The following is a 15,374-nucleotide window of genomic DNA, read 5'->3' as shown; positions in this document are numbered from 1 at the left end:
GTGGGGGAAGTCCAAAGAGGGGGGACAGACGGATGGATCGAGATGCGAAGCAGTCGACGGCGACGAGCAGCACGTCGCGCAGGCCGCGTGTCGCCGGCGTGTTCGCCGTCGTGCTCGGTGCTCTGTCGGCGATCGTCGCGATTCCTGCGCTCGTCGCGGTGTCGACCGACCCGGAATTCCTCTTCGGGGGTCTCGTGGCTCTGGTCGTCGCAGCGGTGTCGTTCCTCTTCGCCGGCTTCGCCTTCCGGTTCGTCCGCGAGCCGTCGACCATGCGCACCGCGATGACCCCGTTGCTCTGGCTCGTCGCGGCGGCGCTCTTCGTCGGAGTGCTCGGCAGCATGGGGGCGTTCGTCTACGGTCAGGTCGTTCAGAACCCGCAGAGCGCGGCCGTCGGGTTGCTCCTGCTGCCGTTGGCGGGAGGCGTCATGGTCACCGGTGCGGTGCTTGTGGGGGCGGTCGTCCGGGCGCGACAGGCGGCAGCCGCCGGCCGCTGATCCGGCCTCTGCCTCTCAGGCTTCGGGGTCGGGGCGGTCGAGGAGGCCGCCCTGTCGTTCGACCTCGACCGCCGCGTCGGCGGGGGTCTCCCGGCGTCGCCGGAGGACGATGAGGATGCCGAGGACTCCGAGCAGGCTCGCCCCGGCGATCGCGGCGATGAGGGCCACTTCGCGGGTGAGGACGAACGGCGGCACCCCGTGGTCGGGCTCGACGCTCACGACCGGGGGCCGCACCGCACTCTCCCCGGTGTCGAAGAAGGGGCTGACGGGTCCGCGGGTGGTGGGGTCGGGGAGGAGCTGAATGGCGGCGGAGGGCCGGATGAAGCCCCAGCCGTTCACGTCATCGCGGTTGTCGGCATCCGCGCGAAGTGCGGTCGCCGTGAGCCGGTACGCCCACCCCGCGGGCGGATCCTCCGGGTGCGCCTCGGCGACCAGGGCCGCCGCCGCGCTCACGTAGCCGGTCGCGAAGCTCGATGCCGGGGCGTCGGAGGCGAACAGGCAGTCCCCGCCGCCCGTCGCCGCGGTGAGCACGTTCGCGCCGGGGGCCGTGACTCCGACCTGCGGGCCGTGGATCGAGCTGTCGGTCGCGAGCCCCGTCGCATCGGCCGCGCTGACGCCGAGCGCCTGCTCGTAGGCGGCGGGATACCGGGCTCCGTCTTCGGCCTCCGGGTCGGAGGCCCTGTTGCCACCACTGGCGACGACGAGCGCTCCGACGGCGGCCGCGTGCTCCACCGCCGCGCGCAGCGCAGGCGAGTCCGTCTCCTGCGACGACGAGACGTTGATGATGTCCGCGCCGTTGTCCGCCGCCCAGTTGATGCCGTCGGCGAGGCGCTGGGCGCTCGGTCCCCACCCCTTGTCGATGTCCTGCGGCGAGTCGCTGCGGAACGCGCGCACCGACAGCAGGCGCGCATCGGGGGCGAGCCCCACCACGCCGGAGCCGGAGACGGGCTGCGCCGCGATCTGCCCGGCGATGGCGGTGCCGTGCCCGGTCAGATCGCTCAGGCCGTCGCCGCGTTCGCCGTCGCCGACGAGGTTCACGCCCCCGACGACGACGCCGGCGAGGTGCGGGTTGCCGGCGTCGATCCCGGAGTCGACGACCGCCACGACGACGCCCTTCCCGGTGGCGAGACGGTTCGCATCCTCCGCCCCGAGGGCCGCGAGTGCCGACGGCGCCTCGGGAGCGAACACCACGGTGCCGGGCTCGCAGGCGCCGGTCGCCATCGACACGATCGTCGTGGGAGCGGTCGGCGCGGCCACCGCGGCGGCCGGCGCCCCCCATACGGCAGCGCCCACCACGAGGGTGGCGAGAGCGGCGCGGCGGCGCATCACTCGTCCCCGGAGCCGGGCGACTCTCTCGCGGCCTCTGTGGTCAGCGCCGGCCCGGCGGCGAAGAAGTCGATCCACGCGCTCGGCACCCGCCCGACGTCGCCGGGGGTGTAACCGAGCTGGGCGAGCGGTCCGCTGGCGGCGTCCTCCGCCGACTCGTCCGGCACGGCGCCCGGGATGGCGTACGCGGTACCGGACTCGTCGACGAGCACGGCCATGCCCACCGCCTCGTCCGACGGGCCGCTCGTCTGCACGAGGGCCCCGCCGCCGACGGTGACGGCGACACGGTCGCGGTCCTCCGGCAGCTCGGTGCTCGTGGACCCGAGGACGGTGCGGGCGTCGCCGCCCAGGACCGCGCACGGGGTCTCGCCGGAGGCGAGCGGCGTCAGCGGAAGCATGGGCCAGTCGTCGCCACCGGCGTTCGGAACGGTGGGAACGTCGGCCACCTCCGCCGGGGACACCTCTTCCTCGTCCGCGCCGGCCTCCTGCGCGCTGCCGAGCAGGTAGAGCTGGTACGCGAGCGGGCTGAGGCGCGCGAGCTCTCCGGTCGCGAGGGCCACGTAGCGCTCGTCCGCGGGGCTGCCCTGCACGTGCACGATCGTGCCCGCCGTCAGATTGGTCCCCGGCACCCGGGCGCCGACGGCGTTCAGACGGATCGGCTCGAGGTCGGCGCCGCTCTCGAAGAGGTTGAGCCAGCGTCCGTCGACCTCGATGACGTCGCTGGTGCCGAGGCCGACCGCGCGCAGCACCGCGTTGGCGTCGTCGGCGGGGACGGCGTACCGGAGGCCGTCCGCGATCACGAAGAGCTCGTCGCCGCGTTGCACGACCGCGCCGGTGCCCGTCGACGGCTCCGCGATCGGCGCCCCTGACAGCGAGACGGCGGTCCCGGCAGAGTCGTCGATGCACGCGGTCCATGCCGTGTTGATGAGGGCGCTCGGGGTGGGCAGGTCGTCAGGGGCACCGAGGATGCCGATCGAACCGCCGACCGGGATGCCGTCGAGGGCGGCCTGATCCGTGCGCACGACCTTGAACTCGCCGGCGGGGATGAGCAGGCGGGCGCTGGCGGTGTTGATGACGGGGTACAGCGTCCCCTCGACCGAGACGTAGCGGGCGCCCGTGTCGGTGGCGACGATGAGGCGGTTGTTCTGCCAGTCGCCGGGGAGGCCCGGCTGCATGATGCCCCAGAACACGCCGACGAGGATCACGCCGACGGTGAGGGCGATGCCCGCGATGACGGCGCGCAGCGGCTTGGCCGGTTCGAGCTCCTTGCCGCCGGGGGCGCCGCCGGTGAAGGCGGAGAGGAGCCGTCGCCGGCTGAAGCCCTGGGCCTCGATCAGGTCCTTCTTGGTCGCCATCGGTCAGACGAGCCCCGCCGTGATGACCCCGAGCGGGAGCAGGAGGGCGAGCGCGACGACCTCGACCGTGTCGCCGAGCCGCGTGAGGCGGAGGCGGGCCTTCGGCGTGAGCAGCGTGAGCCCGATGAGCACCACGGTGGCGACCACGAGGATGAGCAGCATCCAGGTGCGCACGTCGGGGAGGGCGAGCGCGACGGTCACACCGGTCGCGGCGAGGCCGATCGCCCCGATCGCCATCAGCACGAGCACCCCGAGGCGGGCGTGCATCTGCCGCGACTGGAACATCATGCCGACGAAGGCGAGCACGCAGAGCACGGCGCCCGTGACGCCGCTGGCGGCGACGAGCGGGGTCGCGATGAGGGCGGCGAGGCCGAGCGCGGCACGGAGCGCGATGAGCGTGCGGGTGCCGGCGGCGGCGCGACGCTTCACCTCCTCGGCGTCGATGGGCTGCGGCGCGGAGAACATGTCGGCGTCGCTCTGCGGCGAGATCACCCGGATGCGGGTGGAGCTCAGAGCCAGCCAGGGGATGCCGTTCGCGAGCAGCGCCGTGGTCGCGAGCATCAGCGCGTACGAGGCGAGCGGGTCGCCGAAGACCGCGGCCGCCGTGGCCGTGATCCCGATCGAGGCACCGAGGGCGATGGGCACGAGGTGGATCTCGGGCTTGTCCTGGGTGACGGCCAGGCTGAGGCCCCCGACGACGACGAGTCCGAGCCCGAGAGCCGCGAGCGGCCAGCCCCAGATGCTCTGCGCGGGGACCGCGAGGTAGCCCGCGAGCCCGCCGTACGCCGCGGCGGTGAGTCCGAGCGCATGACCGGCCTCCGGCTGCCGCAGCCGCATCAGCACCGCGGCGGCGACGCTGAGCACGACCGCGCCCGATCCCGCGATGATCGCCGGGAGCAGAGACGTCGGCGGCGTCGCGACGAGGAGCACGGCGCAGAGGGCGAGGAAGGTAAGGCTGACGAAGAGGGCGGTGCGGGAGCTGTCCGCGGGGGTCCAGGAGTTGTGCTGCTCCGCGGTCGCGTCGATCACGGCTTCCACGACGTCGTCGTAGATGCGCGGCTCGCGCATGAGTCCGCCGCGCACCAGGGTCAGCAGCTCGCCGTCGTGCACGCCCTGGGCGGCGGCGCCGCGAGCGGGGTCGAGGGGCGTGCCGTCCGCCCGCTGCAGCGCGTACCCGCCGTGCGTGAGGGTCGGGTCCAGCACGCCGAGACTGCGGGCGAAGCCGGGGATGATCTCGACCAGGGGGACCTGCGATGGCACCCCCACGTCGAGCCTGCGGTCGTCGCTGACCACGGAGATCCGCAGCACGGTTCCTGCCACGGTGCCGCTCTGGCTCATATCGGTGGTGTCCCCCCACGTGTGTGATGCTCTCCCGCCGCAGGCATTGCGGGGGTCCGGCCCGGACTCACTCTAGTTGACAGGCCAGATACTATCTGTTGCGCACGCGCGGGCTGCGGCTGAGGCGGATCGGGCCTGCGTCAGGCCATTCATCGATCGAACGTAGAAATTTCGATACGGATCTGTCCAGGCCGTTGGAAATGGGCACCGACCTGCTTTAGCCTATGTGCGGAAACAGATTGTCGGGGGTTGTTCCGAAGTCGTCCCGTATCGGGAAGGCGCTCCCCCGCGTGTGTCCTCATGGGGACCGGAGGGAGTGAGTAATGGCTGATGTCATCTCCGCAGAAGAGGGGGCTCTGCGTCGCGGAGCCCAGGCCGTGCGGGAGACGAAGTCCGGGATCGATCAGCAGACCAAGAAGGTCCGCGGTGAGATCGAGCAGCTGCGCGGGTTCTGGACGGGTGCGGCCGCCGCATCGTTCACCACGCTGATGTCGCGGTGGGACGAGCAGGCTCGTCAGCTCAACGAGGTCCTCGTGACGCTCGAGGATGCCCTCGCCGGCACCGAGCGCGACCAGGCCGCGACCGAAGAATCCCACCAGCAGACCATCGCGGGCCTCGGCTCGATGATGGGCGCCTGAGCGCAGTCCGCAGAGATTTCAAGGAGAACATGATGCAGTCGATGTCCGTTCGCCCGGAGCAGGTCAACGCTCTCGCGGCGCAGATCCGCAGCGGGTCGCAGGGTATTCGTTCCGAGCTGGATCGCCTCGAGTCCGAGGTCAGCAAGCTGCGTGCGGCGTGGGATGGTGCCGCGCAGCAGGCCTACGACCAGGCGCAGGCCAAGTGGAACCGCTCGCTGAGCGAGATGCAGCAGCTGCTCACGCAGATCGCCGGGAAGACCGAGGAGATCTCGGGTCAGTACGTGCAGACCGACAAGTCGGCTGCGGGGCGCTTCGGCGCGTGAACCCGGGGCGCGGGTCTGGCGCGGAGATGCGTCGGGCCCGCGCCGTCTGCTGTGCTTTTCGGTGAGCCACCGGACGGCACAGCAGGCGTGACGGGATCGCCGGAGGAAAGAAGAGGGGGCGTCGATGACCATCGGAATCGACTTCGATCAGATCATGGCCGAGCTCAAGCGGCTGGCCCGTGAAGCAGCGGCTTTTCCTGCCGCGAACGAAGTCGCCGTGTCCGAGGGTGGCACGTCGAAGGCGACGGATGAGCTGCGGAACGCGGTGGCATACGCGGCCGGTCGTCTGAGCGTGGCCACGCAGAATGCTGTGGACTCCTTGAACGAGACGCAGGAGACGATCCGTCAGGCCGTCATGATGATCGCGGAGCAGGACGCAGCCATCGCTGATGACTCGAAGCTGATCCTGTCGCTCCTCGACTCTGCCGTCGCGCAGAGCGACTCGGACACGAGCGCGGAGGCCGACTACTGATGCGACGCGGTGTGCTATCCGGCGCATCCACTGCGGTCGCGTCGATCGTCGCGCTGGCGCTTCTCCTCCCTGCGTCCGCTCACGCAGCGACGCTGGAGTCGGGTCTGTGGTGGTTCGATCGCGGAAAGGTGCAGGCAGCGCACGATGCGGGCTTCGACGGGACGGGTGTCACCGTCGCGGTCATCGACGGTCAGATCAATCCCGACATCGTCGGTCTCCGCGGCGCGGATCTCGAGGTGAAGGACTCCTACTGTCGCGACGCCAAGGGAGACCCGGTGCCGGCGACGTCGACCGATTATGTGGCGGCGTCGCATGCGACGCACGTCGTCTCGATGATCGCAGGGACCGGAGATGCGCCGGCAGGCGGCCTTCCCGTTACCGGGGCCGCGCCTGGTGCGAAGGTCCTCTACTACCCGGCGATCGTCACCGACGGGGTGTTCGATACCGCGATGGGGGAGAAGTTCGACGAGCAGTGTCTGCTCGAAGACGGCAGCACGGTCATGGCTGATGGGACGACCGGGGTGTCGCGTGCGATCGAGGATGCGGTCGAGGATGGCGCCGACATCATCTCCATCTCCCTCGAGGGCTTCGATCTGACCGACGCCCTCGCCAAGGCGGAGGCCGCCGGCGTGATCGTGGTGGCGGCTCTTCCGAACAACTCCGGGGTGGCCTCGCAGCCTGCGTCGGGCAACGGCGTCGTTGCAGTGCAGTCGTTCGGTGCCGATGGGAAGATCCAGAGCTCCACCACCATCGAGGGCGTGGGCGAGCCTTCGCCGAATCAGAGCGACGACGTGATCGTCGCTGCGCCGGGGATGGGTCTGCTCGGGCAGGGCAGCGAGAACTCCTGGGACGAGCAGGTCCTCCTCACCGGCACGTCGTATGCGACGCCGATCGCGGCGGGCTTCCTCGCCGTGGTGAAACAGAAGTACCCGGATGCCACCTCGGGTCAGCTGCTGCAGAGCCTCATCCGCAACACGGGCACCAAGGGCGAGCACGAGCCGGAGTGGAACGACAGCGTCGGCTATGGAGCGGTCTCGCTGACGGGGATGCTCGCTGTCGATCCGACGGCGTACCCGGATGTCAACCCGATCTTCGATGCAGAAGACCCGAACGCCCAGCCGTCGGCGGCCGACGTCCGCGCTGCAGCTGCTGCTGCGACGCCGGCGCCGACCGCCGACAGCGACGAGCCTGGCGAGACTTCGTCCACGCAGGACGCATTGGTGCCGCTGCTGGTCGGGGGCGGCATCCTGGTCGCTGTCCTTCTCGTGGGCGGCATCATTCTCGCGGTCGTGCTCACACGATCTTCACGACGACGGAACAACGAGCAAGGGGGAGCCCATGGCCGGTAAGCAGGCTGGTGGCGGTTACGAAGCGGAACTCAATCGCATCCGAGCTGTTGAGGACTGGCGCATCCCGAAGGCTCCTGCGCTTCAGAACGCGCTGCGCTCGTTGGACAGTGCGCTTGCTGCTGTGCTCGCATCGTCTGCCTGGGAGGGGAGCGCTGCTGAGAGCGCCAGGACGTCGCTGAACACCCTGCGTGCACGGTTCCGCAACGTGGAAGCGCACGTCTCACACATCACGCGGGTCATCGACACGGCGAACTCGATCCGCCGGGAGACCGCAGCGGCAGAACTCCCGAGCGCGCAGGTCGATTCCTTCTGGGCGAACGCCGCGCGCGTCGGCTCGGTGGTCGTCCACCCTGTGTTGGGGCCGCTGGCCGCCGACACCGCACTCGATGCCATCGGGAACTTCCTCGGCAACAAGCGGGAAGAAGAGGCCCGCAAGATCGTCGAGCGGGTCGAGGCGTCGCTCCAGGAGCCGGCCAAGGAACTCCGCGAGTCCTCCGCGCGGGTGGCGTCGCTCGACATGGACGTCACCGTGCCCGGCGGCACGGATGACCAGCCCGGCGGATCCGATCCCGGTGTGACGGCTCCACGGATCTCGTATCCGAGCGGCATCGGCGGCCCGTCCGGCTCCGCACCGGGCGTCGGAGGTGTGCCTCCTTCCGGCGCCGGTGTCGGCGAGTATCATCCCCCGGTCCCGACGAACCCTTCGGTGCCCTCGGTCCCCACCGGGCCGGGCGGCGGAGGATGGGTTCCAGAAGGTCCCGGCGATCGCCCGGGCGATGTGGGTATCGATGATCCCTCAATCGACTCTCCCGGCGGTGGCCTGCTTCCGGGCGGGCCCGGTGGCGGTCTTCCCGGCGGTTCCGGTGGTCCCGGCGGCTCCGGCTCGCTTCCCGGCGGTGCCCTTCCGGGCGGGGTCTTCCCCGGCGGTGGCGGGGGCCTCGGAGGGATCGTGGGCGGCGGCGCCGGTGCGGCGGCGATCGCGGCGAGCTCGAAGATCGCCGGCTTCGGCAGCATGGGCGGACTCGGCGGTGCGGGCCTGGGCCCGGGTGCCGGTGCCGGACTCAAGGCCGGTGGCGGTCTGCTCGGTAACTCCGCCGTCGGTGGTGTTGGCGGCGTCGGTGGTGCAGGCGGCCCTGGCGGTATGGCCGGTACTGGCGGCGTCGGCGGGGCGGGTGCCGCGGGCACCGGGTCTTCCGGCGCGGCAGGAGCCGGTGGCCGACCGGGCATGGGCATGATGGGCGGCGCCGGTGGCGCCGACGAGGAGGAGAAGGCGAAGCGTTCGGGCCTCGGTGGTCCTATCGCGCCGAAGCTGGAGGACGACGAGGAAGCTGGTCCCCGCGCCAAGGGAGCGCGCGCCGGATCCCGCGACGAACCCACCGACTGAATGACGCCGCTCCGGTTCGAGAAGGCGCGGTACGAGGGTCGACGCGGGGGCATCGTGAACCCCGGGAACGCCGGAGGCGGTGCCCCGCAGCGAGAGTCGCGCGCAGTGGATAAGGTGCAGGTGTGTCAGTCGAGATCGTAGAGCGGCGTCGGATCGTCCTCCAGAGCGAAGACCGCCGCATCGACCTCTCCCTGCCGCTCGACGAGACGCTGGAGGACGCTCTCACCCTGAGCGGGATCCCCGACGCGGACCGGTTCGTCACGATCGGCCCCGGGGGATACGAGATCCCCGGCGACACCGAGTGCGAAGACCTCGTCGACGGCGGCCTCTACGCGCTCATCGACCGTACGGCTCTGGCTCCGCCGGTGCGCCCGGCAGAGAAGGCGTCGGGCCCGACGCGCGCCGACCACGGCGCACGGTGGTGGCTGCTGGCCGTGAGCGGGATGCTGCTCGTCGCGGTCTTCGCCCAGGGCGCCGTCGATCCTCTGATCCGGCTGCTCGTCGCCCTCCTCGTCGCCGCGGGTGCGGTCGGCGGCGCCGTCGCGTGGGCGCGACGCGACTCCGCGGCGGGAGTGCGCGGCATCCTCGGGGTGCTCGCGCCGGTGCTGCTGTCGTTCGCGGCCGGCGCTCTCCTCATCCCGGCCGGGCTGGAGGACGCGTCGCACCTGTCGACCGCCACCGGGTTCCTCGCGGCCGGCATCACCACCGCGATCATCGCCGTCACGGCCAGGGCTCGGCCGATGCGCGCCGCGGCGGGGACGGCGACGGTGCTGCTCGTGGGCCTCGCCGCCGTCTGGGGCCTCGCCCTGCTGCTGCGGTGGGGGGAGGCGGAGGCCGCCGCCCTCTCGCTCGGCCTCGTGCCGCTGGGCCTGCGTGCCCTCCCGAGCAGCCTCGTCAACCTGCCCGAGGGCTACTTCATCGACTACAAGCACTTCATGACCAGCCGGTGGACCGTGCGCGGGGCCATCCCCGACTCGGTCGGGCTGCTGCGTCCGGAGCGCATCACCGCGGTCGTCGACGATTCCTCCGCGCGACTCATCGCGGGCACCGCCGTGCTGAGCATCGTGGCCGCGGTGATGGCTCCGGTCGCGTTCCTGCGGCCCTGGCCCGACGACGCGTTCGTGGTCTCGGGTGGGATCGCCCTGCTCTGCTGCCTCGCGCTCGCCCTGCTGCTCACGCCGCGGCACACCACCTCGCGCCTCCTCCGGTGGTTCCCCCGTGCCGCGGGCGCCGTGGTCTGCCTCGTCGCCGGCATCCAGGTCGCGGCGGCCCTCGGGAGCGGCTTCCACCTGCTCGGAGCGGCCCTGCTGTTCCTCGTCGGGTTGGCGGCGGTCGCCGTCGTCATCCCGGTGTCCAAGGGCGCGAAGTCGCTGGTCTGGTCGCGGGTCGGAGACGCGTTCGAATGGCTCGCCGTCGCGCTCGCCCTGCCGTCGGCCCTGCTGTACGCGAATGCGCTCTCCCTGGTTCGTGGAATGATGGCCGGATGAGCGGGAACGGCCCATCACAGTCCTGGCCGAGCGGGGGTCCGATCCCGCCGATCGCGCCCGGCGGAGACCGTCCGGGGGAGATCCCTGCGCTGCCGCCCGCCCTGATCGCGGCGCCCCCCGGTGTCGACGGCACGCCGCTGCGCCAGACGCCCGCGCCGCCCACGCCGATCGCCTCGTCGCGGCGCACCGTCCCTCGGCCGGCCGAGGGACTCGGCCCCGCCTTCCGCGGAGCCCCCGCCGGCACCGTTCAGCGGATCGCGGCCTTCACCCTCGACGCGGCTGCCGTGTTCCTCGCCTCCGCCGTCGTCCTCGTGCTGACGCAGAGCGTGCTGCTCGCCGCCCTCACGGTCTTCGAGCTCGCCCTGTTCCTCTGGGTGCTGGAAGCGCGGACCGGCCTCACCCTCGGCAACGCCGTGCTGCGCCTGCGCAGCGCGCGCGCCGACCGGCCGTGGTCGCCGGGGATCGGGCGCCAGTTCGTCCGCGGCATCATCACCGGAGCCGGCTTCCTCGTGGCTGTCGGCAGCTGGGTGGTCGTCGCCTCCAGCGCCTGGGATCGCGGCGGCAGACGGCAGTCCTGGGCCGACCGCGTCGCCGGCACCGTCGTGGTCGCCGTGCCCGCCAAGGCGGCCGTCGAGGCTCCGCCGGCTCCTGCCGCGGTGGAGGCCGCTCCGCTCGCTCCGCCGCAGGTCGTGCCGCTGGTGGCGGCGCCGTCCGTCGTGGACGAGGACTCCCAGCCCACCGACGCCCGCGCCGCCTCCCGCCGTACCGAGACCCCGGAACCGGCAGCACCCGGATCGGATCGGCCGCTCTTCACCGTCGCCCCCGCCCCGGCGCCGCAGACGGGCGCCGAGGCTCCCGCGCCGGAGACCGGGGCGCTCCTGCTCATCTTCGACACGGGCCAGCGGGTGCAGCTCGCCCTCCCCGTGGCCGCGAACCTCGGGCGCGGCCCCGTCGCCAGCGCGCACGACGACCGCCTCATCGTCGTCACCGACCCCGACGCGTCCGTCTCGAAGACCCATCTGCGCATCGAGCACTCCCGCGGCCGCACCTGGGTGACCGACTTCGGTTCCACGAACGGCTCCGACGTCCGCAGCGACGACGGCCAGACGACCGAGCTCGTCGCTGGCGAGCGCGTGCTCCTCGACGATGCCGACCGTGTCCGCATGGGCAACCGCAGCTTCACCATCAGCCTCCTGCTAGGTACAGACAGCAGCGCCGGAGAGAGAGCATGACAGGACCCCGTCTCGCCCCGCCCCGTGTCCCCTCCGGGAGGCTCCCGGTCCAGGCCCCGCCGGAGCTGCAGCCGAACGACGGCGGCATCGGGATCCTCGGGTCGCTGCTGCCCATGCTCGGCAGCGTCGGCGCGATCGTCATGGTCACCATGTCGAACCAATCCGTCACCGGTCTGCTCACCGGCGGCATGTTCCTGCTGTCCTCGCTCGGCTTCGTCGCCGTCAACGGCTGGCGGCAGCGCTCTCAGCGGCAGGCGGCCACGCTCGGTGCCCGTCGCGAGTACCTGGCGTACCTGACCGAGCTGCGGCAGACCGTCCGCGTCGCCGCCCGGCAGCAGCGCCGCTCCGCGAACTGGCACCTGCCGGCGCCGTCGACCCTGCCGTACCTCGCGGAGGAGCGCACCCGCGTCTGGGAGCGCGGCGTGAACGACCCCGACTTCCTGTCGGTCCGCGTGGGGGTCACCGACCAGCCGCTGTGCGTCACGCTCGAAGCTCCGGAGCTCCCGCCGCTGGCGCAGCTCGACCCTGTCGCCGCCTCGGCCGCGCACCGCTTCATGCTGACGCACGAGGTCCAGAAGAACCTCCCGCTCGGCGTCACCCTCCGCGACTACGCCCGCATCGAGATCACGGGTGACGAGGACGAGACCCGGGCGCTGGCCAGGGCCATGCTGCTGCACGCGGCCACCATGCACGACCCCGACGTGCTGCAGATCGTCATCGCCGCGGACACCGGGGTGCTCCCGCAGTGGGAGTGGGCGAAGTGGCTGCCGCACACGCACTCGCGCACCGTCCGCGACGGCCTCGGCGCCGCCCGGATGATCGGCTCGCAGCTGTCCGAGCTCGAGGACATGCTGCCGCCCGAGGTGCGCGAGCGCTCGCGCTTCGCCCGCGACGGCTCCGGACCGAAGACGCCGCACATCGTCATCGTCACGGACGGCGCCACGACGTCGTTCAACGACGCCCTAGTCACCGGCGACGGCGTCCAGGGTGTGACCGTGATCGACCTGCCCGCCCGGTGGGGCGACCTCGACGACCCGAACGCCCTGCGCATCGCGTTCGAGACCGGCGGTGCGAGCACACGCGCCGAGCTCGTCAGCCTGCAGGTGCCCGCGCGCCCGTTCGAGGCCGACGCGATCACCATCGTCGAGGCCGAGGCGACCGCTCGTCGGCTCATCGCCCTGTACTCGGGCGGCACGGCGATCGCGAGCAAGAAGAGCGCGACCGGCCAGGCCGAGCTCGTCGAGCTCCTCGGTCTTCCCGATGTGCGCGACCTCGACCTCGACGCCGCCTGGGCACCGCGCCTGGAGCGCGACCGGCTCCGCGTGCCGATCGGCCAGACCGAGGACGGCAGCCCGCTCATCCTCGACATCAAGGAATCGGCGCAGCAGGGTATGGGCCCCCACGGCCTCATCATCGGTGCCACCGGCTCGGGGAAGTCGGAGGTGCTCCGCACGCTCGTGCTCGCGCTCGCGATGACCCATTCGCCGGAGCAGCTCAACTTCGTGCTCGTCGACTTCAAGGGTGGCGCGACGTTCGCCGGCATGGCCGACATGCCGCACGTCTCGGCCATCATCACGAACCTCGGTGAGGAGATCTCCCTCGTCGACCGCATGCAGGACGCGCTCCAGGGCGAGATGGTGCGCCGACAGGAGCTGCTGCGGGCCACCGGTCCGTTCGCCAACGTGGCCGACTACGAGAAGGCGCGTCGCGGCGGCCGCACCGACCTGGCGCCGCTGCCGGCCCTGCTCATCGTCGCCGACGAGTTCTCCGAGCTCCTGTCGGCCAAGCCGGAGTTCGTCGACACGTTCGTCAACATCGGCCGGCTCGGCCGCTCGCTGCAGGTGCACCTGCTGCTGTCCTCCCAGCGGCTGGAGGAGGGCAAGCTGCGCGGCCTCGACACGCACCTCTCCTACCGCATCGGTCTTCGGACGTTCTCGGCGGCCGAGTCCCGTACGGTCCTCGGCGTGCCGGACGCCTATCACCTGCCCACGCAGCCGGGCGCCGGCATCCTGAAGTCCGACACCGAGACGATGACGCAGTTCCGCGCCGCGTACGTGTCCGGACCACCGCCGCGTCGTCGTCGTCGGGCCTCGTCCGGCTCCGGCCAGAGCACGGGTTCGACCGCGGTCGAGCTGTTCACCGCCGCGCCGGTGTGGCGGGCGGAGGCGCCGGTGGACGAGCCGGAGGTCGTGGTCGACGCCGAGCCGGAGGAGAAGCGCAACACCTTCGAGATCGCGGTCGAGTCCATGAAGGGACGCGGCCCCGCGGCGCATCAGGTGTGGCTGCCGCCGCTGGTGACACCGGCCACCCTCGACCAGCTCTTCGGCGACCTCGTCGAGGACCCGTCGCTCGGTCTCGTCTCCCCGCGCTGGCGGAAGGCGGGAGCGCTCACGGTCCCGCTCGGCATCGTCGACGTGCCGCTGGAGCAGCGCCGCGAGAACCTCGCGGTCTCCCTCGGCGGTGCAGCCGGCCACATGGCCATCGTCGGCGCGCCCCTGAGCGGTAAGAGCACGCTCGCGCGGACGACGGTCGCCGCCCTGGCGCTCACGCACACGCCGCAGGAGGTGCAGTTCTTCGTCATCGACTTCGGCGGCGGCAGCTTCACCGGCATGCAGGACTTCACGCACATCAGTGGCGTCGCGACGCGGTCCGAGCCGGACGTCGTCCGCCGCACGGTGGCTGAGGTCACCAGCCTGCTGAACGCCCGCGAGGTGTACTTCCGGCAGCACGGCATCGACTCGATCGACGCCTACCGGCAGCGCCGCGGGCAGGGACTGGCCGACGACGGCTACGGCGATATCTTCCTCATCGTCGACGGATGGGGCACGCTCCGCGCCGAGTTCGAGATGCTCGAGCCGCAGATCCAGGCGATCGCCGCCCGCGGTCTCACCTACGGCGTCCACGTCGTGATCACGGCGGCGCGCTGGATGGAGATCCGGGCCAACATCAAGGACCTCATCGGCACACGCATCGAGCTGCGTCTGGGCGACCCGACGGACTCCGAGGTCAACCGCAAGGCGGCGGAGAACGTCACGGCCATCCCCGGCCGCGGCCTCAACGACCGCGGTCTGCAGATGCTCACGGCGCTGCCGCGTGTCGACGGCGTGGACGACGCGTCGAGCCTGCCGGACGGGATCGACGACCTCGTGGCCCGCGTCGCGGCGGCGTGGCACGGACCGGCAGGACCCAAGCTGCGCCTGCTGCCCTCGCGCATCAGCCATGCCGATCTGCGCGCCGTCGCGGCCGCGCAGTCGCCGGACGGCGCGGAGCCCCGCGAACTGCTGCTGGGTATCGACGAGGCGAACCTCGCCCCGTTCTCGATCGATCCGGTCGCCGAGCCGCTGCTGTATCTGTACGGCGACGCGGACTCCGGCAAGTCGTCGATGCTCCGCGGCGTCGTGCACGAGATCACGCGTCTGTACGGGCCGACCGAGGCGAAGATCTTCGTCGTCGACTACCGTCGTGCCCTGCTCGGCGAGATCCCGCAGGAATACCTCGGCGCCTACCTCACGTCGCACGAGATGACCGAGGGCGGGATGAACGAGCTCGCGCAGTTCTTCCGGAGCCGCATCCCCGGACCCGACGTCACGCCCGACCAGCTCCGCAGCCGGTCGTGGTGGAAGGGGGCGGAGGGTTTCGTCCTCATCGACGACTACGACCTCGTGGCGACCTCGCAGGGCAATCCGGTCGCGGTCCTCGCGCCGCTGCTCGCGCAGGCGGCCGACCTCGGCCTCCACGTGATCCTCACCCGCCGCACCGGCGGGGCGAGCCGCGCCGCGTACGATCCGATCATCCAGCGCATGACCGACCTGGGTGCGACCGGCATCCTGCTCTCGGGCAGCCCCGAGGAGGGCCAGCTCATCGGCAAGGTGAAGGCCGTTCCCGCGATTCCGGGCCGTGCGCAGATCGTCAGCCGCGATCGGGGCCTCGTCTCCGCGCAGCTGCTGTGGGTGCCGCCGAGCTACGAGTGACAACC

Annotated in this window: 12 protein-coding genes; 9 read left to right on the top strand and 3 right to left on the bottom strand. The window is 71.7% G+C overall.

Annotation, left to right across the window (positions count from 1 at the left end):
- Nucleotides 1-32 precede the first annotated feature (32 nt).
- The gene (locus AB0300_RS13355; protein WP_025104648.1) at nt 33-494 is read left to right on the top strand and encodes a hypothetical protein; all 462 of its coding nucleotides are present in this window, start codon (nt 33-35) and stop codon (nt 492-494) included.
- Between the two features lie 15 nt (nt 495-509).
- Here AB0300_RS13355 and AB0300_RS13350 read toward each other — a convergent pair whose 3' ends face one another.
- The 3 genes from AB0300_RS13350 to eccD are packed head-to-tail and all read right to left on the bottom strand — an operon-like array spanning nt 510 to nt 4,513.
- Nucleotides 510-1,820 carry a S8 family serine peptidase gene (locus AB0300_RS13350; RefSeq protein ID WP_126894604.1) on the bottom strand — a complete coding sequence of 437 codons (1,311 nt, stop codon included), beginning with the start codon at nt 1,818-1,820 and terminating at the stop codon, nt 510-512.
- Nucleotides 1,820-3,175, bottom strand: a complete 1,356-nt coding sequence (gene eccB, locus AB0300_RS13345; protein WP_338565371.1) for a type VII secretion protein EccB — start codon at nt 3,173-3,175, stop codon at nt 1,820-1,822. The genes AB0300_RS13350 and eccB overlap by 1 nt, the downstream gene beginning before the upstream one ends.
- A 3-nt stretch (nt 3,176-3,178) precedes the next feature.
- A complete protein-coding gene (gene eccD / locus AB0300_RS13340; RefSeq protein ID WP_060923226.1) occupies nt 3,179-4,513 on the bottom strand; it encodes a type VII secretion integral membrane protein EccD in 1,335 nt (444 codons plus the stop codon).
- Nucleotides 4,514-4,836: 323 nt separating this feature from the next.
- Between eccD and AB0300_RS13335 the strand changes: the two genes are divergently transcribed.
- From AB0300_RS13335 to AB0300_RS13300, 8 genes are all read left to right on the top strand, one after another.
- Nucleotides 4,837-5,151 carry a WXG100 family type VII secretion target gene (locus tag AB0300_RS13335; RefSeq protein ID WP_025104644.1) on the top strand — a complete coding sequence of 105 codons (315 nt, stop codon included), beginning with the start codon at nt 4,837-4,839 and terminating at the stop codon, nt 5,149-5,151.
- Nucleotides 5,152-5,183: 32 nt separating this feature from the next.
- The gene (locus AB0300_RS13330) at nt 5,184-5,474 is read left to right on the top strand and encodes a WXG100 family type VII secretion target (RefSeq protein WP_366216158.1); all 291 of its coding nucleotides are present in this window, start codon (nt 5,184-5,186) and stop codon (nt 5,472-5,474) included.
- 124 nt (nt 5,475-5,598) lie between these two features.
- On the top strand, nt 5,599-5,946 hold the full coding sequence (locus AB0300_RS13325; protein WP_025104642.1) for a hypothetical protein: 348 nt from the start codon (nt 5,599-5,601) through the stop codon (nt 5,944-5,946).
- An 11-nt stretch (nt 5,947-5,957) separates the two neighbouring features.
- Nucleotides 5,958-7,295, top strand: coding sequence for a S8/S53 family peptidase (locus tag AB0300_RS13320; RefSeq protein ID WP_231729395.1), 1,338 nt, complete (start codon nt 5,958-5,960; stop codon nt 7,293-7,295).
- Entirely contained in the window at nt 7,285-8,679 is a 1,395-nt protein-coding gene (locus tag AB0300_RS13315) for a hypothetical protein (protein ID WP_303709717.1), read from the top strand. The genes AB0300_RS13320 and AB0300_RS13315 overlap by 11 nt, the downstream gene beginning before the upstream one ends.
- A 122-nt stretch (nt 8,680-8,801) precedes the next feature.
- Nucleotides 8,802-10,166, top strand: a complete 1,365-nt coding sequence (locus AB0300_RS13310; RefSeq protein ID WP_249521801.1) for a hypothetical protein — start codon at nt 8,802-8,804, stop codon at nt 10,164-10,166.
- A complete protein-coding gene (locus tag AB0300_RS13305; protein ID WP_366216157.1) occupies nt 10,163-11,398 on the top strand; it encodes an FHA domain-containing protein in 1,236 nt (411 codons plus the stop codon). The genes AB0300_RS13310 and AB0300_RS13305 overlap by 4 nt, the downstream gene beginning before the upstream one ends.
- A complete protein-coding gene (locus AB0300_RS13300; protein ID WP_025104637.1) occupies nt 11,395-15,369 on the top strand; it encodes a type VII secretion protein EccC in 3,975 nt (1,324 codons plus the stop codon). Before AB0300_RS13305 ends, AB0300_RS13300 begins: the two co-directional genes overlap by 4 nt.
- Nucleotides 15,370-15,374: the final 5 nt, after the last annotated feature.

This window comes from Microbacterium sp. NPDC078814 (assembly GCF_040702645.1).
GTDB lineage: Bacteria > Actinomycetota > Actinomycetes > Actinomycetales > Microbacteriaceae > Microbacterium.
This window is presented reverse-complemented; position numbering and strand designations above follow the sequence as displayed.